The sequence below is a fragment of the Ferroplasma sp. Type II genome, assembly GCF_000496155.1.
Map to the genome: position 1 here is coordinate 16,503 of NZ_KI542722.1, position 19,032 is coordinate 35,534.

Sequence of the window (19,032 nt, forward strand, 5' to 3'; positions counted from 1 at the left end):
ATTCCAGGTAAAAGGAGCACCAGGGTTACAGTATTCAATATCTTGACCACGTGGAGCGTGTTCTATTTTTCTCTTTTTCAATTGACATGGGAATTATATAACCCTTCTTTCTTATCTCAGTTACAAACTTGTAAAGGCTCACTCCTTCCTTTATAACCAGGATTTCAGGTGAAATACGCGTTTCTACCATATCAGATATACCCTTAATTCTCATTATTCCATCAATAACTGTTCTATCACTTACCTGTAAAACAGCCTGGCATTTCCTTATGCTTATCTCATTTTCTTTCTTTTCCATGTCATTTATAAGGTGACGAACTGTGTCTGGAATTGGAACAGAACTCTTCTTTTCCATGAAAGATATTATATCTTCAAGTTTGCCGGATTTATTGAGATAAACAGAAAGAGAGGATTTTGTTATTCTAAATGTGCATAATATATCGGCACTTATGAGTTCAGAAAAATCGGAAAGTGTCTTAAAATCAACGAAATCAGCATCTATGTTGATGAGTATTTCATTATTTGGAAGTACCTTCAAAGGTTTTGCGGTATTTTTTTCCACATTTTTATAATCAACTATCCCTTCCCTATTAAATATGTCTATGTATTCCTGTTCTGGAAATATGTATGTCGTTGTGGTGATATCCTGCGATGACAGTTTTATGAGCCCATAAATCTTGAGGAAATAAGCCGCTTGAAGTATTATTTCAAACAGCTGGCTTTCCATAGCCTGGTTAAGTTTCTCGGGAGAATCCGAATAAATACCTAATCTCCCGCTTTCGATCACTGAAACTCTTAATTTCCTTCTAAGACGGAAAAAGTTTTCGTCTAATTTCATTTCATCTGCCATATCCACAATCCTTGCAGGAGACTTCAACTGATAAAGAACCTCGAGGAAAAATGTTCTCATGCTATTTGCCCCCTCACCCTGATACGACCCTTTTTTTAATCCAGAGAATATATGCCGGTCAAATATCTCCCGCTTGAGTTTTGAAGGGAAATTTCTATCTTCTATGAATTTTAATCCCTCCTCAGTAATGGACAGATTTGAATTTTTTCCAATTATCCAGCCCTCTATTTTTGAATGTTCTAATGTTATCTCAATATCAGCTAAGGGGATTGAAAGAAATTTTTCAAGGGCTTCGCCAGAGCGCCTCTTTGATCTGCTTTCAAGATAGTGAAGTGCAATGAATATTTTTTTCATCTCTGATGCGTAATCGACCCCATAGTTATTCAGATCGGAGGGAAGAATTTCAGGTTCCTGTTTTTTACCAGTATCTGAGGGCTTTTTTTCCTGCCTGTTTATATTTCTGATTTCACTTGCAATTTCATCCGGGATAAATACATATTCTATTTCATTGTAATACAACCCCTTGGCACAGTAAACAAGCCCCTTCGTCATTACTGATATTAATGGTTCCCCATTGTAGTAAGAGATAGGTGAAAAAATGCTATCGAAGCTAAGTCCATAGAAATAGGAAGACTGCTTTTTCATATCGAAGTGCTTAATTAGACTCTCAAACAAAGTTACACCATCACTGAGCATTATATAGTCTATGATTTCCCTTTCCTTTTTGCTCATATTCCTTATTGTTTCCTGAATGTTCTTCATTATATTACTGTAAATTTCAGTTGCAACAAGGTTTTTGTGTGCACCATACTTCACGCCATAAAATTTTGCAATTATGTTTAAAAAGGATATGGGGTAATTTCTGAGTGGAAACACCAGTAAAAGATTATCATTGGTAGGCCATTGAAAACTGCTTATCATTGCATAATCAACAGGCATGATCAAGGCTTCCGGATTGCTTCTGGATGGAATGGCAAAGACCATAAGTTTGTCAAGACATTCAGAAACCTCTTTATTAATTTTATATTCAGCTTCTTTTTCCGGGTCTTTCAAAGGTATCCCTACCCGCCCCATTAAATAAAGAGACCTGCAGAATCCCTGTGCATCCTTGCTAAGTGAATAGAATCTCTCAAGAAAATATTTTTCATTTGTCAGAATGTCCTTTATTTTTTCTATGTTTTCGGAAAAAGATTTTCCACGAGGTATTTTCTGTTGCGTCTGTTTTGATAATTCGCTTATAATAAACTGTTGATAGTCTTTATCAACATTATTTAATATCGTCGAGATTGTATATGCATAAAGATTCTCATCAGAAGTCAATTTAAGTCACCGAATGGATAGATTGTTTGTATTTATAAATTTAATTATAATATGGATCGAAAAAATAAAAAGTTTTAATGGTCATACTTTTAATAAGAGATATTTCAATCCATGTCAATATGTTTTCACAGGGTTATACATATTGTCTCTTTCAATGGGAACCATATTAATCTGTTTAATTGAATTTATTATATATTCCTTCCTCAGGTTGCCCACCTGCTTTCCCGTTGCAGGTATGACTTTTTCATCGTATATGGTTCCTCCCCAGTCATTTGCGCCAAATAATATTGCCATCTGAGCCATCTGCATACCGTTTGTAAGCCACGAACTCTGTATTACTGGCAATTCATTGTTGAACACTATCCTGGCTATTGCTATATTCTTCAGTACCGATACCCCTCCGGATCTATATTTATAGCCTTCCTTTGCAAGTTCTGTATTGCCCGGCTCGAAATTCCACGGTGTAAAGGATAGAAATCCATGATATTTTTTCTGCAATTCAAGTATGGAAAGTAGGTGATGCGCCTTGTCAAGAGATGTTTCCAGATGGCCAAACATCATAGTTGCAGATGTATGTATTCCAAGCTTGTGTGCCTCTTCCATAATCTCCAGCCACTGTCTTCCGCTGGCTTCTGGCCTTCCCATCCTTTTCCTGACACTTCCGTCAAGAATTTCACCGCCGGCGCCAGGTATTGTTTCAAGACCGCTTTCCCTCAATTTTATGAGTAAATCTTTTATGGGAATATGTGCCTTGGCAGATATGAAGTGTAATTCAGAAGTTGACAGCCCGTGTATTCCCAGGCCAGGAAACTCTTTTTTTATTCTCCTGAAAAGGTCGGTATAGTAATCAAGGTCAAGGAAAGAATTGACTCCGCCCTGTATAAGAAGCTGCCTTATTCCATATGGTTCATAATATGTTTTTATCTCCTTTATCACATCATCTATAGAAAGTGTATATGCATCGTTATCCCCCTGTGTCCTGTAAAAGGCACAGAAATGGCAGTGCACATTGCAGATGTTTGTATAATTTAAGATCAGGTTGGAAACAAAGGATACTCTATTTCCTGAAATTTTATCAGTTATTCCCCTTGCAAGCCTTCCAAGATCTCTGAGGCTTGTAGAATCATAGAGGGAAACTATTTCGTTCTCATCCAGCGTTTCCCCCTCTTTTATCTTGCTTTCGATGCTGTCCAGGTAACCATAAGAAATCATAATATATTATCACTTTCTAAAATAAATATGTATCCAAAAATAATTTTTACAGTCTATATGAATCAGATCTGTATTTGATTAAAGATATAAGCCTAAAAACCGGGTGTATGAACTTCGAAAAAGGAGCAATCAGAAATACAACAGCTATCAGAGCGTCATGTATTAAAAAATTCCAGTTAAACCAGTTCGTACCAGTCGATATGGGAATCAAGAGACCAGTTATACCAGCAAAAAATAACAGGACTGTGAAAGCATAATCCAGAGATGACTGTTTCTGGCTTCTTGAGCCTCTATCTTCTGTTATGTGGATATAAATTAATGCAACAGTACCTATGGATATTGCGAGGGACCCAAGGAAATATGTAATTCCAACATATCCAAAAATATTCGGGTAGAATGAAATTGAGATCAAGGCAACGATAAAGCCAAAAAAAACTAGAGAGTGTGCGGTTAAACGGAAGTATTTATTATTCTCCCCCGGAACCTTGCAACCCGTTCCACCACCGAGGAAATTTCTATAAAAGAAAGCATCATACACTCCCCTCATGACTCCGGAAGCGGTAAAACGTTTCCCCTCATTGATTTCAGACCAGTATGAAAGCGCTTCCCAGGACCAGATTACCAGAGTGTAAAGATATATTGCTATTGTGGCCGGTTTAAAAAGAGAAACAGGAATAATAGTAGTCATTGGAAGGGTGGATATTTTGTTTAATCCAAATAACAGTGATGAATAGACCATAACTAAGATAACTGCAATGAAGGCAGAAAGGGATGTAAATAAAATAGGCCTTTCCAGAGCGAATTTCATAAATTTTGGCCTGATGTTTGCATAATAGGTCTCTACTTGGACTTGTCCTAAAACCCTGGGGATATTGAGCTTAAATTCATGATCAGGGTCGTTATAAGGGCATGCATAAAAACAATCTCTACAATCATGGCACAGATTGGCAAGATGTGAAATATAACCTTTATTCAATACAGGCTTGAATTCTATGGCATCCCAGACAGCACAATATCCCTCACAGTAACGACATGCATTGCAAATTGACATCTGCCTTATTGCCTCTGGAGTAGAATTATTTCCTTCAATCATTTTCCCACCCGCCTGCAAGTCTGCCAAGAGTGGTACCAATAGTTAACCCAAAACCAGCAAGGTAGCCAGATCGCAATACATTCCCGGATGCAATTTCACCAGCTGCAAATCCATTTTCTAGTTCACCGTCCTTCAGAACAACTCTCCCTGTCCGGTTAATCCGTATGCCCTGATACGTGAATGTGAGGCCAGGCGATAGCGGGTATGCATGATAGGGCGGGGTATTAATAGGAACGGCCCAGTGGGACTTTGGAATTGCCAATTTGTGATTTGACCAGTTGAAAACATCATCATCTTTTTTTACAATGCCTCCGTTGAAGTCAGAGATCAAATGGGACAAATCTTGAGCTTTTAAGCCAATATTATCTGCGAGTTCGTCTATTGAATATGCATCTATGGATGGATATGCCGTGGGCATGAATTTTCCAATTGATTTATTGTCAATAATGGCATAAGCCAACTGAGAATCCTGTTCTGCCACGAGTCTTCCCCATATGGCATATCGCTTAGGCCAGATATCTTCACCCTCATCATAGAATCTCTCTACATTTTTATTTATCACTATTCCCCAGGGAATAGCATCAATCCTGCTAACGATGCCAGCATCGAATTCAGGACTCCTTGTGTCAACGGCGACCATATGCCCGGCTTTCTCTGATCCGCACATTAATGCACCGTTTTCAATCAGTGATCTGAGTGGAATTCCAGTATTATATCTGGATCCTCTGATTTTAATATTCTTAACACTCTCACCCCAAAATTTTGAAAGCCACTGTTTATTTGCTTCATATCCTCCCGAAGCGAAAATGTACCTGTCTGCAGTGAACTGTTTTTCTCTATTGTCTATCATGGCAGTAATACCATTTACTACGCCATTAGCTATGCTGATAGAGACAATAGGTGCCTCATAGAATATTTTAACATGTAATCTTTTTATTAACTTATAATAGGTATCTACTAAAACTCGTCCTCCTCCCATAAAAAATGCGTTGGTTCTTGATAGGCTTAAAGTACCTCTAATTTCTTTTTTGAAAGTTATATTATGCTTTCGCATCCATTCCGCCATCTCTTGTGACCTATCAATAACAAGTTCTGCAACTTCAGGATTATCAAACCCTCCAGACACACCCAGTAGATCTTTCCGCAATTCATCCTTTGTGTATCCACCCGCTGTAAATTCATCTTCTTCATGCGCATATCTAATATCTCGTGTATATTTGGAATTGCCACCTCTCAATGCCGCTGTGGACGTTTCAAATAAAGTTACGTCATCGCCTCTTTCTTCACATTCTATGGCACCACTAAGGGCGGCATTGCCACCACCAACAATGATAACTTTTTGATGCACCTATTATTATTGCCTGTTTCCTAATATCATTATCGATTTGCACAGTATTTCAGAATTGAGTTAGTTTTTGTGCTGTATTGGGCATCCAGTACGGTGGAATGAAAAAATAGCTACCCATCCAGGATCCTTTTTGCCCTGTTTTCTCACCAATACGCTAGTATGGCTGTGTGTTTGCATAATACACTTGTAACCGCAATTGACAAAATGTACATATAGTTTCAAAAGCCATAAAATTTTTCAGTCCATTAAACTCTCTACAAATTCAATGGTTTTCATGACGCTATCAGTGAAGGAGTAGTCCATAACCCTGTAATATTCCTCCATGAGTTCTCTCTTTACATGGAATTTTAAATAGTTTTTTTCAACGCATTCTGAAATATAGTTTCTGGAATCTTTTATATGCCGATTTAAATCTTTAATCCTGGTCTCACTGATTTCTATATCACTTCGAGTTGCTGAAACGGCGTAAACCGGCTCCAGTCCATATAGTTTTGAGAACTCAAGGCCCACATCCATAAGTATGTTAGCATAACCTGAATAAGCCCTAATTGCATCATCACCTATTACAAGGGCATAATCGGCGTTTTCAAGAAGATTTTCACAGTCACTATATTCTGATTCATTTATTTCATATGATATACCAATTTTTTCAAGTACTAATTTCATATAAAATTCACTAGTTTTTGTCAGTGATGTTACATTCACTTTAATATTATTTTTAATATGATTGAATCTGGAAACAAGTATGGCTGAGATGCTGTTTGCCCTTGTATGTATGTTCATAGTTTTTACGATATTCAAGGTATCCTTATTTTTCAGGTAGGTAACAAGCGATATCATGCCTATTTCAGTTTTTCCTTTTTTCAAATAAACATAATTGTCGGCAGCACTTTTCCTTACTATTTCTTCTTGTGAAAATGTCATGCTGAGCGGGTCAGAGTGTGAAATATTGATAAGTCCTATCATATCAGTAGTACTCCTTTATGTTATAGAACGTATCCCTGAGTGCCGGGATCTTTCCAATTTCCTCTATAAGATGATTAAGTTCCTCCACGCTTCCGGAAGTATGCCTGTTTGTTGCACCGAAGACTTTCTCACTGAAGGCAGTGCCAACAAGGTCGCTGCCACCGGACATTAGGGCAACCTGTGCCAGTTCTTTACCCAGGGCAACCCAGTATACGCTCACATTTCTTATGGATTTGCCAAGAATTGCCCTTGCAAGTGCATAGACCCTGATATCCTTGTCTCCTGAGGCAGCCATCCTTATCTTTCCCATTTTGTACAGTGGTGTATTTTCTATGCTGAACTTTAATGGAATAAATGACAGGAACCCGGGCTGTTCAAGCTCGTTATCCCTTAGCCTTATCATATGGTTTATTATGTCATCATAGTCTTCCACTGTACCGTAGGTCATTGTGGAATTTCCTTTTACCCCAAGGCTGTGTATGAGCTTTGCATCTTCTAGCCACTTTTCCCCAGATATTTTTTCAGGCGTTGTTATCTGTTCCCTGACCTTTTCATTGAATATCTCAGCTCCACCACCTGTATGTGCATCCATCCCCGCATTCCTGAATCTCTCTATAATCTCTGGAATTGAGTTTCCTGTAGTTCTTGCAATGAAATCTATTTCCGGTATTGTGAATGTTTTCAGTGTAATATCAGGGAGAACTTTCTTGACTTCCCTGAAAATATCTTCATAGTATTCTATACTTAAATCAGGATTGAATCCGCCCACTATATGTATTTCGGTTACATTTAGATCCTTTGCCTTCATTGCTTCTTTATGGACATCTTCCACGGAGAGCTCAAAGCCTTTTTCAGGGTTGTGTTTTTTTATTTTGTATGGAACATAATATGCGCATATGGGACATGAGGCCGTGCAATAATTGGAATAATTGATGTTGTATGAGACAGCATATGAAACTTTGTCTCCAACTTCCAATGATGTGAGTGAATCACCAAGGGACATTAATGAATAAATATCCAGATTAAGCAGTTCACGGGCATCTTTCTCCTTTATCTCCTTATCTTTGAGGTAATCATACCAGTAATCCTTACTATAAGCCATTGACATAGAATCATATCGTGACTAAAAATAAATAATTATTCATAGTAAAATAATTTAGCATTAAATCAAATATACTGCAATCCTGGTATTTTTACTGGATTTCCGGTTATCCGGGATATCTTCCACAGTATGGCTGAGTTTTCTGATATAACCGGTTTTCTGTATATTATACTTAATTTATCCAGAATTTTTGAGGTGGTCATTGCAGTGCATGAGATATAAATTATTTCGGAATTTTTAACACTATCAATATTTTTATCTATCATTGCCCTGATTTCATCTAATTCTGTATCTGCTATATCAAGTGCATATACCTTATTCAGGCCGCAGGATCCTGTAACGTTAAACCCCTTCCCGGCAAAATACGCCTTTTCCTCATCTGTTCTTTCTTTTATGTATGGAGTTCCGAGCCACATTGCTTTTATTCAGACTCCTGAAGATATTCTATTACAGCCTCTTCCGGTATGATGACATCCATGCCGAATACTTCTCTTATTATTCCCGCATTTTTGTGTGTTCCATAGGTCCTGCCATAAACTATCACATCTGATGACCTTTTCAATAATCCATAGGCCTGTTTTAGTTCATTCCTGAATTTTTCAGGATTATCGGGCTCACAGTTTCTGGAAGGCCTCATTCTTGTGGAATGGAAACTCATGTTTTCAGATGCCATTCTGTACATATCATATTCCAGCGCCACGTTGTTGGCCGGTACTATCATGCCCACCCTGATCATGTATTATTATTGCCCCAACATTAATTAAGATATTACAAATCAATATGCCGGCAAACTTTTAATATAAAAATTCTATGTTAATCCATGATAACCTATATAGATGACAGTGACGTTAAAAACAACCTTCCTGTAAGAGAATGTGCTGATGAACTCAGGGAGGCCTTCATTTCATATGGTAAAGGAGAATCTGATTCAAGCCCACGTGACAGGATAAATGGAAAAGACTTTGTGTTCAGCACCATGCCCGCATTCTATGAAAAACGTGGAATAGCCGGTTTGAAAACATACATATTCGGGAAAAATGGGTACAGATTTTTTGTCATTATATTTGATACAGCAGACCCTCAGAGGCTTTATGCAATAGATGCAAATGTACTGGGGCAGATAAGGACAGGAGCTATTTCTGCAATGGTCACATCAATGCTGGTAAAAAAGAAAGCAATTAATTACACCATTATCGGCTCAGGGTTTCAGGCCGAATCACAACTGAGTTCAATTTCAGAATTTTATCATCTGGAAAATGCATATGTATACTCCAGAACTTTTGACCATGCAAGGAAATTTGCACAGAAATCTTCCATTAAGGTGGAACCTGTAAAGACCTTTCTTGCCTTCTGGATTCGGATGTAATTGCGTCTGCTACAGACACAAAAAAACCCATATTCAACTATTCAATGCTGCCTGAGAAATATCATATAAATCTTATAGGTTCCAATGTCCTTGGATCCCGAGAAGCAGATAAGGACGTAATGGAAAACTCCCAGATCCTAATAGAGGAAAATTCAGCACAGTCTGAAATGGAATCGTCAGAAATAAGCGATATAAGGGACAGGAAGAAAATAATCACACTGGGTGAGTTTGTGGTAAATCCGGATAAGTACAATAGGAACAAAACGGTTTTTAAATGCCTGGGTATTGGCCTTGAGGATCTTGCAGCAGGATATGTTGTTTTAAAAAATATGGCATTACTATAATTTTAAAATAGTGTTATAATATCTCCACAGATGTTTATTTACGAATACGGTCTTGGGATTTTACTGGGCCTATCACTTGCCGGACCTCCCGGGTCTGTCAATTCCGTCATAGCCAATGAATCACTCAAATCACGCCTTCACGGCATGGGAGTGGGATTTGGTGCTATGACTGCGGATTCAATTCTTTTTTTCATAGTATATCTTACGAATGGCATTATAACTGAGGCCATATTGAAGGTTATTTACATCATAGGTGGCATATTTATGCTTTACCTTGGATTATCTGTCCTGAGATCCAGAATGCCATCAAAAACAAGAAAGGGGAATTACTTTTTAGGGCTTTCAATGGGGCTTACAAATCCTTTTCAGATAATATGGTGGTTCACCGCAGGATTTTTCCTTTTGAAGGAGCTGAGCATATTTTCGGTCACAGGATTATTCTCTGGAATAGTTATCTGGATATCCATATTTCCCTATGTAATATGGCGTTTCGGGACAGGATATGAAAAGTACATTAAAATTGGCTCTGCCACCATAATATTCGGCTTTGCCATTTATATACTATACGTGGGAACAGTACTGATTATAGGATAATTATTCCCTTATAACTCTTTTCCCATTTATGGTATACCTTTTAGTGATGAGCAAATTTATTGAGAATACCAGTGATTTGTGCTCCTCTTCATGTATTTTTTTTTCCAGTGATTCTGGTGTTTCATGGTCACATACCTCTACCACCCTCTGGTCTATTATTGGCCCGTTGTCAACATCCTTTGTGGTAAAATGTACTGTGCATCCTGAATACCTTGTTCCAGAATTTATGACAGCCTCGTGGACTCTGCTTCCGTAATATCCCATGCCCCCGAATGCAGGCAGGAGTGATGGATGAAGATTAATGATTTTAAATGGATAAGCATCTATTATATAATCAGGAATTATTCTCATGTAACCGTCCAGGAGTATAAGATCTGGATTTTCGGCACTGAGTATAGCGGATATGATGCTGTTGTAATCTCCCTTTTTAGTATCCACAAGAACGGAGGCTATGCCATTTTCCCTTGCCCTCTGCAGTACATAAGCCCTTTTGTTATTGCATATTAATTTAGATATCCTTGCATTATTTATGACACCATGGTCTATTGCATCTATGACAGCCTGAAAATTTGATCCATTTCCGGAGGCAAGCACAACAATATTATACATGGCATGTCATTGCCTTTTGTTTTAAAAATTATTTCATATGGTACAATGTTAATTCAGTCATCATTTAGCCATAGTTACATTGGAATTATGTGGAAAAACAACGAATGAGTGCATATCTGAAATAGAGAAGACTGAAGGTGTGAGAAACGTATATTTATCAATAGTCACTAGCACGTTGAAATAGTGCTTCTGGCGTATAGATAGATTTATAAGTAAAGTAATTATCAAAAAAAAGTATGTTAAATATCTGGACGGAAAAATACAGGCCAAATAAACTCTCGGATGTCATAGGCGAAAAAGAAAACATTAGCAGATTGAATGCCTATGTAAAGGATAGAAATATACCTCATCTTATATTTGCAGGTTCACAGGGAACAGGTAAAACGTCCACTGCCATAGCCCTTGCTATTTCACTCTTCGGTGATTCATGGAAGGAAAATTTTATGGAATTAAATGCATCAAATGACCGTGGTATTGATATTATAAGGGACAATATAAAGAATTTTGCCAAGATACGGCCATCCAATGATCTGGGATTCAAAATTATATTTCTGGATGAGGCAGACCACCTTACAGGAGATGCCCAGGCAGCATTGAGGAGAACCATGGAAATGTTTTACAATACAACCCGTTTTATATTTTCATGCAACTATTCATCAAAAATCATACCGCCCATACAGTCAAGATGCGTTGTACTCCGATTCAGGCCCATTGACCGGGAATCAATGAAAAACAGGCTGAAAGAAATAGCAAAAAATGAGGGTTTTGAAATCGATGACGATTCCCTTGATGCAATATATGAAATTTCAGACGGGGATATGAGAAAGGCCATAAATATCCTGCAGGCCGTAAAATTATCTGGCAAAATTACTGCAACAACAATCTATGAAATATCCGGGGAAATTAACAGGGACGAGTATAAGAATCTTATTAATATGGCCATAGAGGGCAATTTCAACGATGCCAGGAACTATCTTGACAAGATGCTCATAGAATATGGTTTATCAGGAATAGATATAATAAAAGGTATGCACTCATCCATAAGAAGCGAGCAGATTGCATATAAGCAGAAGCTTGAAATCATAATGGCACTGGCCGAGGCTGAGTTCAGGATAGTTGAAGGGGGCACAGACAATATACAGATGGATGCACTTCTGGCCAAATTGTCATATATCGGCAGTGAGATCAACTAGGGCCGGTAGATCAGCGGTAGATCGCTTGCTTCGCAAGCAAGAGGGCTCGGGTTCAAATCCCGACCGGTCCATTTAATCTATTAATCGAATACCTTTTATGCCACTATTCGTTATGTTCTCATGACCATGCAACCGAAGTATAGAGAACTGCTTCTGGACGATGATGTACGAAGATGGTTTGAGAACCTGAAAGCGAAATCTGTCTTAACGGCAACAGTAGCTTTGAGGAATTTAGGACATTACTGCGAGCTTACCAATATAACACCAAAGGAAATCCTGAAGAAAGCCAGAGCTAATGAAAAGGATTTCAGGTATGAATTCACGGACTTTGTCAGGAAGCTTGAGAAGGAGGGCAAGGCAGGATCATACATTGCAAGGTTCAAGAAGGTCATTTTATCATGGCTGAAGTTTAACGATATCCGTTTGCAGTTAACCGTTAACATATCCGGGGAAAACGAAACACCCACAATCGTTAACGAGAGAGTTCCGAGCAAGGAGGAACTGGCAAGGATACTGAGGAAGGCTACCTCAAGAGGCAGGGTAGCCATAGCAATCATGGCATTCTCCGGGCTACGGCCGGAATCTCTTGGCGACTATGAAGGCACGGACGGCCTCAGGCTTGGTGACCTCAAGGAACTGAAGCTGTCAGATGAAATACAGTTTGACAAGATTCCCGCTACTGTTATGGTCAAGAGCAAGCTGAGCAAGGCCAGACACCAGTATTTCAGCTTCATCGGAGAAGAAGGTACGACTTACATAAAGGAATATCTAGAAGAGCGAAGAAAGCATGGAGAAGAGATTACCTATGAATCTCCATTATTGCAGTTCGATGTCAGAGGCGTCAAGAAGAATGCGTTTTTGAGGACAACCCTTGTAACGAGGGACATAAGGGAAGCCATAGAGCAGGCAGGGTTGATGATGCGTCCTTATGTATTGAGAGCTTATTTCTCAACAGCTCTGGATATTGCAGAGTCAAGAGGCCTCATATCGCATCCCTGGAGACAGTTCATCATGGGCCACAAGGGCGACATTGAGGCCCGCTATTCAACAAACAAGCGATTGCCGCCGGATATCATCGATGAAATTAGGGAATCTTACAGCAAATCCACAAAGTTTCTTGAAACTAGGATAAGCGATGTATCCGAGGAAAACGCAAGGCTGTATTTGCAGCAGCAACTGCTTTCTGCTGTAGGATACAGGCAGGATGAAATCGACAAGATGAATCTTGCAGAGACAAGCACAGAGGATTTCCAGAAGCTCCTCAGGGACAAGGTCGCAGGAGCAATGGCAAGCAATGGCTCAAAGCAGAAGCTCGTTCCCATGAATGAGATAGAAAAGCTCCTCGGCGAAGGATACGAGTTTCAGGCTGTTTTGCCCAACGGAAAGGCTATAATGAAAATGCCGTTTTAGTCCGACTATATAGGTTTCGATAAATGAAAGTACATAGAGTTATAGGCTCTCGTTCGCATTATGCATGAAAGTAATAAACATAACTCCTTTAGCTAAAGTGACAAAAGCAGAAACATGCGATTATTTCTATGCTCTTATGCCGCAATATATAATATGAAAACATTTTTATACAATGATTTTTTTCATAAATTATGAGCTGCAGTAATTGTTTTGATGCAAAAGGCAGGAAAATTACTAAAATAAGCGTGCCACATACTGAGACCTACAAGGTAGGAGCAACAAACGTAACCGAGGGAGTTACGGTCGTGCAATTTAAAGAGGGCCCTGGAGCAATCCTTAACTGGAAGTATATTATCGAAGGAGAAACTTCATCAAATGCCTCGATTACATACGTAATACAGCATAGCGGGAAAACAATAACCAATAAATTCAAGACAAAGTACATTGACACAATCAATGGGAAGAAAATTGTCCATGTTGAGGGAAGCGGACTGAACTCAAATGGCAGGGTTACAACTGCTAACAAAGATCTTTCATATAATTTAAGGTGAAATCTCGATGAGATATAGGCTGGCATACGTGAGTGTTGGTATCGCAATAATGATCGTCGATCTCGTGGTCTCTCTAAAGTATCCAAAGATACTAATATACAGTTATCTTGGTTCTTTTCTTGGATTCTTTGTACCATTTGGGATAGGTCTTTCACTTCTTTTATATGGTGCTTTCAGGACTCGAGATTATGGAGTAAATCCGGTTATTGGAATACTCGGCTCAGGGGGCTTCACAAGAGTGGTGAGACAAAATAGGATTCAGGGTACCAGAATGTGGAAAACTGATCACGATATTCTCTCTGATCTGCCAGGTGCGGTAAAATCCCCTGACGGAAAGACCGTAGAATACAGTAATCTGTTCATCAGGAAGCCTTACGGAACAACAAAACATACAAGAAAACTTAACGAAGCTGCGAATAAGTATATCGCCGGAGAATTAGACGAGGAAGGCTTTTACAACTATATTGGAAAGCATGGATCGAAGGAGGAACAAATGCTTGACTTCATTAAGAAATTCAAGAATGATTATAAATGAGATGATGCGATGGTAAAATTTCATGCTATAAATAGAACAATTACCGTAGGAACGGTACTTTTTATTGTATCCCTTGTAGTTTTGGCAATCGGGGCAGTCTTTCACTCCAACGGAACTGTTCTTGCTTATACATTTCTCTACGGAGGACTGGCATTCCTGATTTCATTGGTAGTTCTCGCTATAGGCCTTATCCTAGGAGCAAAAAGTGGTAAACTCCAAAAGAGAACAAGTGAAATATTTGGAAAATCTGGGAAAAAACAGTAGGGCGAACTGGATGCAATCAAACTTACCTCGATACATCATACTCACTTTCGTTATAGCCGTTTTCATTTATGACCAAGTTGCTTACTACTATTTCCCAATAAATGAATTTGCTATTTTCGTACGTGTAGCTTGTATTTCACCGACTTTCTTGTTATGTATTGGGCAAAATTCAATTAAGCAAAAACTAAATCTTCTATTTTGTTACTATTTCCTTTAATTTCAAGGCTCCGTATGAAGTGGACATAAGGGTATGTCACAAAAGACTGACCGCATACAAAATAGGAATATATATATGTATGATGATTTGATTATTAGCCTTATGGCAAAGAAAATTAAGAGCGTAAAGGTGCTTCATTTTGATGAAAGCACGGAAAAGGGAGCAAGAATCCAGCAAGCCTCTATCTTTATAGAGATTGAGGGAGAGAAACCAAAACTAATTCAAGGAACGCAAGTATTGAAAGGAGATGTAAACGGTAATCACACAATCAACTATACTATATTCGATGGAAAAAATATTGGGAAAGCAACATACTCCATAAATACAATGGAAAAGAATATAAATGATTCAAAGCTAAAAATTGTAGGAATTAGTGAGGGAAAAGCTTGTTGCGGGAATAGTAAACCGATAGACACAACATTAGTGGTATCAAATAAAACATACTCAAGCAATGATCCATCTATTCAATGCGACATTTGTCAGGCATTAGTTAAGGAAATATGCGAGGAATTGGCAGACGGCATACCTTCGGATGAGATATGTGCGGACGTATGTGTTGCGGGAGCAGGAGATATTTGCTTATTATTTGTTGAAACCTTAATCGGTTACCTTATCTGTCTATCAATTTGTGCCTCTCTCTGCGCCCTGGCAATAGAGGAAATAACAGATTACGGTTGTAGCGTGGGAGCCGAGTACATATGCCAAAAGGTAGGTGTATGCTAGATAGTTTACATTAACGTGGGATGATTATAGTGGTAAAATATCATAAACCAGTTAGTTATTTGAGTCTTATCGCAGGTTTCCTCTTCATAGCGTTTTTATTAATCGGAGCAATTGCGATAATGGTCATACATTCACATGTTCTGGCCTTTATTGATCTGGGTTTGTTACCGGTAATCGTAATTGTGGGAACAGTCGGATATATAAAAAGCCTAAAAAGCGGTTCAAGACAAGAGAGAATGAGAGAACTCTTTGAAAATTCAAAGAGGAAGTGAAAAATGGTTTCAAAACACGTTCACAGGTATATCATAGGTGGGATGGCCATATTTTTCATAGTTTATGTGCTTGTAGCAAATGCCTATCTTAGTTTCAGGGACTTTGCACTGTATGCGGCGTTGCCTTCATTAGTGATAATGATTGCTCTTGCCTTTGTTTACCGCTATCTTGAAAACAGTATCAAATTTGAGCGGAGGACAGGAACTCAATAACCTGAAAGAAAAGTATGAGGGGTTGTGGAAATAGATGGTATTAATCCTTAACTCAAGCATTTTTACGTAATATGCTAAGATCAATCTTCAGATATGATACCAGATCTTTTGCTTTTTTAGGTATCTCGCTCATGATCTCACTCTTTTCCATTTGGTACATCTTGATCCTTGACAGTATCAGCAGAACATCCCTGACGCTGTATTTTCCATCCAGTATGTTGAGAATCTGGAAGTGAAGGTACAGCGACAGAAGATTGAGGAACATGTATGTGAAAAGCATGTGGTCATCCCCGAGGTATGATCTATCCGCCTCCAGATCATTCTTGTACACATTGAATGCGTATTCCACATATTCTCTCTGTTTATACAGGCGATATATTCTCTCAGGTTCCTCATTGAGATCTGAAAAAAGGTACAGCTTTCCAAAATTGATCTCGTTTTCATCATACTGTTTCTTGCTTCTTTTATTCTCTTCAATTCTCAGGAGAAAGTCCTTCTCCTCCTCAGATCGCAGAACAGGATCTTCAAACACGTAAACATCATTCTCACGCTTCCAGTACTTCACGGGTTTCCCGTCATAGCTGAACACACCCATGAAGTGTTCAGGTTCCGGTATGAGTGATGAGTTTCTCCTCAGGGGTATGATGTAGCTGAGATGTCTCTTCTTAAGTTTGTCCACATTATCAGCAGAGAAGAATCCCTTATCAGCGACTATGACACATCTTTCAACACCGGCCATGTCAATTGTGTTTGCCATGGCGGAAACGTCCGCTATGGATCCCGGCAGTATCCTGACAAAGGTGGGCATGGTTCTCGTTGATGAGAAGAGCATCATCACATTGATCTGTGGAAGATGCATGCCCTTTGAATTGTGTCCCAGTTCAAGGAATGACAGGTTTTCTGAACGGGAGAATATTGCTGTTGAATCCAGGAGAACGTATTCACCCTTCTCAGTCAGACTCTGCATGACCTTTATGCTCTGATCTTCCGGAAGCGAAGAGAGCATTTTTGACAGTGAATCTGGAGACATGCTCTCACCCATAATTTTAGAGAGGTATGTCTTCTCGTATAGATAGTGTATGGATTTCATGGGCAATGGCTGTATATTCCTCAATATGACATACGAGATGATGCGTTCCCACATGGTGGGATATATCTCCTTGAGGACAGGTATGATTGTCCTATCTGCTATTCCATGGAGAAGTGCAATGTTCCCGTACTCGTAATCTGTTCTGACCATTCCTATGGAACGGGGCTTAACGATTCCCTCCCTGGTAACAACACCGAGATACTCTCCAGTTATCTTGTCCGCCCTCTTCTTCTTCGGATTCCATTTACTGCTCATCTCATAGGCATAGTAATTCGGTCCGGAAACCCGGATCTCAACACCCTTTGTCTTGTATTTTCTAACCCATTCCGGTAGTTCAGCCATATTACGTAGTATACGTAATATGTATATGAATCTTCCGCTAATAAGCAGAGAAGTCATACAACAGGCATTCTACGGATATTGAAGTACGGGAATATGTGCTCCCTATTACACAAAAAACGTGGAGTTAAGGATTAATCAAAAAAGAAAGGAGGAATAGCAGAATAGACTATGACTATTGGAATGAAGTACAGCGGTCTCACGTTTTCTCACGAAATGAACGGGAGGATAGGAAAGGAATCAATAAGCAGATGGTGGAGCTTCTGGAAGAGCAGTAATTCCTATTAAACTAAAAGACACTGCCCCCAAAATGTTACACTTGTAACAAGTAATACCTGTAATAACCTTTGAAATGTGACTAATGTGCTACAGAGCAGATTGTGCTATTTTGGTAAGTATCCCCTCAAAACGTTAATCAAATCCCGGCGCATCTTCTATATATTAAAAAATGCTCTGAACCACAGGGTTTGCTAATAAATGTGAATATATTTATATAAGATGATTTGCTTCTTTTATTATGGGTAGCAGAAAGCAGGAACTCACAATGTCAGAAGTAGTACGAGTGACAAAGGATAAAGATGAAATAAAAACTGAGGTTATTACTTACAAGAAACCTAGAAAGATCTCCCCAAAAATTCAAACGCCTCAAACGTTTGCTAATAGCGGTGTGAAAAACATTTCTCTAATTTTTTCTGATAAAACTCAAAATTACACCCTATCATTTCGAGAGATGGATTATGAACTTTCAGAGAAAAAAATATCTCAGTCTGGAAAAGCTTATTCATTATACTTTGAGATTGCCGATGATGAGGCCATAATATACTTAGAAGGGAATATAGTTCCACTTGAAAACAACAAAGGTGCATTGTTTCTATCTATCAACGTTTCACCAAAGGACCCAACCCATGTTGACCTTTTCGCTTTACCTATAAGCATAAATTATAACGGAGACTTTTTATCGGTTGCAAAGGACTTAAGTTTTGTTATAAATAAATTAGATAATGGTGCCTCAGAAAAGAGAAAGTGGATTTACAGTAAAATGGAGTCTCTTCTGAGCGCATTTCCTGAAGCATATGAAAGCAATCGAAATAAATTGAAGGCAATTGATGTGATGGAACTATCTTACAAGGTGACCTTAATGGATTTTAATTTTACATGTTGCCTGGAGAATGCATTGAGTCTCACGGATTGCGTTCTTAGTGTTCCTGACATTGAGGAGATATGCGCAGAGTGTCTAGTTTTACCAGATTGTCTTGCAGCTTGCTTTGATTTTTTAACGTTGCCTGCTTGTCTTATATGCTTTAGTCTTGATGTTCTTGCGTGTGCCTATTGTATTTATAAAGCAGGAGAGTGCACTGAGGATGCGTATAATGTAATTCAATGTTGCACTGGGGCTTAATAAGATTGAGAAAAGGGAAGTA

22 protein-coding genes and 1 tRNA gene are annotated in these 19,032 nt (G+C 38.7%); 13 read left to right on the forward strand and 10 right to left on the reverse strand.

All coding sequences use genetic code 11. The features are described from left to right. Positions 1–34 precede the first annotated feature (34 nt). The 8 genes from AMDU4_RS07015 to AMDU4_RS07050 all read right to left on the reverse strand — a co-directional run bounded on the left by AMDU4_RS07015 (position 35) and on the right by AMDU4_RS07050 (position 8,627). Entirely contained in the window at positions 35–2,170 is a 2,136-nt protein-coding gene (locus tag AMDU4_RS07015) for a helicase-associated domain-containing protein (RefSeq protein ID WP_021787286.1), read from the reverse strand. A gap of 114 nt (positions 2,171–2,284) precedes the next feature. Beyond that, positions 2,285–3,382, reverse strand: a complete 1,098-nt coding sequence (locus AMDU4_RS07020; RefSeq protein WP_021787287.1) for a CofH family radical SAM protein — start codon at positions 3,380–3,382, stop codon at positions 2,285–2,287. A 46-nt stretch (positions 3,383–3,428) separates the two neighbouring features. Beyond that, positions 3,429–4,475: a citrate utilization protein B gene (locus tag AMDU4_RS07025; protein WP_021787288.1), complete on the reverse strand. Its 1,047-nt coding sequence runs from the start codon at positions 4,473–4,475 to the stop codon at positions 3,429–3,431. Continuing rightward, the gene (tcuA, locus tag AMDU4_RS07030; protein WP_021787289.1) at positions 4,468–5,823 is read right to left on the reverse strand and encodes an FAD-dependent tricarballylate dehydrogenase TcuA; all 1,356 of its coding nucleotides are present in this window, start codon (positions 5,821–5,823) and stop codon (positions 4,468–4,470) included. The genes AMDU4_RS07025 and tcuA overlap by 8 nt, the downstream gene beginning before the upstream one ends. Before the next feature lie 237 nt (positions 5,824–6,060). Next, positions 6,061–6,789 (reverse strand): MqnA/MqnD/SBP family protein, encoded by a 729-nt coding sequence (locus tag AMDU4_RS07035; RefSeq protein ID WP_021787290.1) that lies wholly within the window; start codon positions 6,787–6,789, stop codon positions 6,061–6,063. A gap of 1 nt (position 6,790) precedes the next feature. Beyond that, a complete protein-coding gene (locus AMDU4_RS07040; RefSeq protein ID WP_021787291.1) occupies positions 6,791–7,897 on the reverse strand; it encodes a radical SAM protein in 1,107 nt (368 codons plus the stop codon). Between the two features lie 59 nt (positions 7,898–7,956). Continuing rightward, positions 7,957–8,307 (reverse strand): hypothetical protein, encoded by a 351-nt coding sequence (locus AMDU4_RS07045; protein ID WP_021787292.1) that lies wholly within the window; start codon positions 8,305–8,307, stop codon positions 7,957–7,959. 5 nt (positions 8,308–8,312) lie between these two features. Further along, complete coding sequence (locus AMDU4_RS07050) at positions 8,313–8,627, reverse strand: hypothetical protein (protein WP_290704504.1); 315 nt, start codon at positions 8,625–8,627, stop codon at positions 8,313–8,315. Positions 8,628–8,711: 84 nt separating this feature from the next. Between AMDU4_RS07050 and AMDU4_RS07055 the strand changes: the two genes are divergently transcribed. Genes AMDU4_RS07055 through AMDU4_RS07065 form a run of 3 tightly spaced genes read left to right on the forward strand, consistent with a single transcriptional unit; the run spans position 8,712 to position 10,195 of the window. After that, complete coding sequence (locus tag AMDU4_RS07055; protein WP_021787294.1) at positions 8,712–9,257, forward strand: hypothetical protein; 546 nt, start codon at positions 8,712–8,714, stop codon at positions 9,255–9,257. A gap of 44 nt (positions 9,258–9,301) precedes the next feature. Then, positions 9,302–9,601 carry a hypothetical protein gene (locus tag AMDU4_RS07060; protein ID WP_021787295.1) on the forward strand — a complete coding sequence of 100 codons (300 nt, stop codon included), beginning with the start codon at positions 9,302–9,304 and terminating at the stop codon, positions 9,599–9,601. Between the two features lie 30 nt (positions 9,602–9,631). Continuing rightward, positions 9,632–10,195, forward strand: coding sequence for a LysE family transporter (locus AMDU4_RS07065; RefSeq protein ID WP_021787296.1), 564 nt, complete (start codon positions 9,632–9,634; stop codon positions 10,193–10,195). Here AMDU4_RS07065 and purN read toward each other — a convergent pair whose 3' ends face one another. Then, entirely contained in the window at positions 10,196–10,804 is a 609-nt protein-coding gene (gene purN, locus AMDU4_RS07070; protein WP_021787297.1) for a phosphoribosylglycinamide formyltransferase, read from the reverse strand. It lies immediately after the preceding gene. Positions 10,805–11,040: 236 nt separating this feature from the next. Here purN and AMDU4_RS07075 point away from each other — a divergent pair, with 236 nt between their 5' ends. The 9 genes from AMDU4_RS07075 (at position 11,041) to AMDU4_RS07115 (ending at position 16,182) form a co-directional block, all read left to right on the forward strand. Then, entirely contained in the window at positions 11,041–11,997 is a 957-nt protein-coding gene (locus AMDU4_RS07075) for a replication factor C small subunit (RefSeq protein ID WP_021787298.1), read from the forward strand. Continuing rightward, a tRNA-Ala gene (locus tag AMDU4_RS07080) sits at positions 11,997–12,068 on the forward strand. The genes AMDU4_RS07075 and AMDU4_RS07080 overlap by 1 nt, the downstream gene beginning before the upstream one ends. 55 nt (positions 12,069–12,123) lie before the next feature. Further along, entirely contained in the window at positions 12,124–13,407 is a 1,284-nt protein-coding gene (locus AMDU4_RS07085; protein ID WP_290704507.1) for a site-specific integrase, read from the forward strand. A gap of 191 nt (positions 13,408–13,598) precedes the next feature. Then, positions 13,599–13,958 carry a hypothetical protein gene (locus AMDU4_RS07090; protein WP_021787300.1) on the forward strand — a complete coding sequence of 120 codons (360 nt, stop codon included), beginning with the start codon at positions 13,599–13,601 and terminating at the stop codon, positions 13,956–13,958. A 7-nt stretch (positions 13,959–13,965) separates the two neighbouring features. After that, complete coding sequence (locus AMDU4_RS07095; protein WP_021787301.1) at positions 13,966–14,493, forward strand: hypothetical protein; 528 nt, start codon at positions 13,966–13,968, stop codon at positions 14,491–14,493. A 9-nt stretch (positions 14,494–14,502) separates the two neighbouring features. Next, positions 14,503–14,757, forward strand: coding sequence for a hypothetical protein (locus AMDU4_RS07100; protein ID WP_021787302.1), 255 nt, complete (start codon positions 14,503–14,505; stop codon positions 14,755–14,757). A gap of 292 nt (positions 14,758–15,049) precedes the next feature. Beyond that, the gene (locus tag AMDU4_RS07105; RefSeq protein WP_290704510.1) at positions 15,050–15,697 is read left to right on the forward strand and encodes a halocin C8-like domain-containing protein; all 648 of its coding nucleotides are present in this window, start codon (positions 15,050–15,052) and stop codon (positions 15,695–15,697) included. 20 nt (positions 15,698–15,717) lie between these two features. Next, positions 15,718–15,969, forward strand: coding sequence for a hypothetical protein (locus AMDU4_RS07110; RefSeq protein WP_021787305.1), 252 nt, complete (start codon positions 15,718–15,720; stop codon positions 15,967–15,969). A gap of 3 nt (positions 15,970–15,972) precedes the next feature. After that, positions 15,973–16,182, forward strand: coding sequence for a hypothetical protein (locus tag AMDU4_RS07115; protein ID WP_010917728.1), 210 nt, complete (start codon positions 15,973–15,975; stop codon positions 16,180–16,182). Between the two features lie 52 nt (positions 16,183–16,234). Here the strand turns inward: AMDU4_RS07115 and AMDU4_RS07120 are convergent, their stop codons facing one another. Continuing rightward, positions 16,235–17,614 carry a transposase gene (locus AMDU4_RS07120; protein WP_290704512.1) on the reverse strand — a complete coding sequence of 460 codons (1,380 nt, stop codon included), beginning with the start codon at positions 17,612–17,614 and terminating at the stop codon, positions 16,235–16,237. Positions 17,615–18,128: 514 nt separating this feature from the next. Here AMDU4_RS07120 and AMDU4_RS07125 point away from each other — a divergent pair. After that, positions 18,129–19,010 carry a hypothetical protein gene (locus tag AMDU4_RS07125; protein ID WP_010917727.1) on the forward strand — a complete coding sequence of 294 codons (882 nt, stop codon included), beginning with the start codon at positions 18,129–18,131 and terminating at the stop codon, positions 19,008–19,010. The last annotated feature ends 22 nt before the right edge of the window (positions 19,011–19,032 follow it).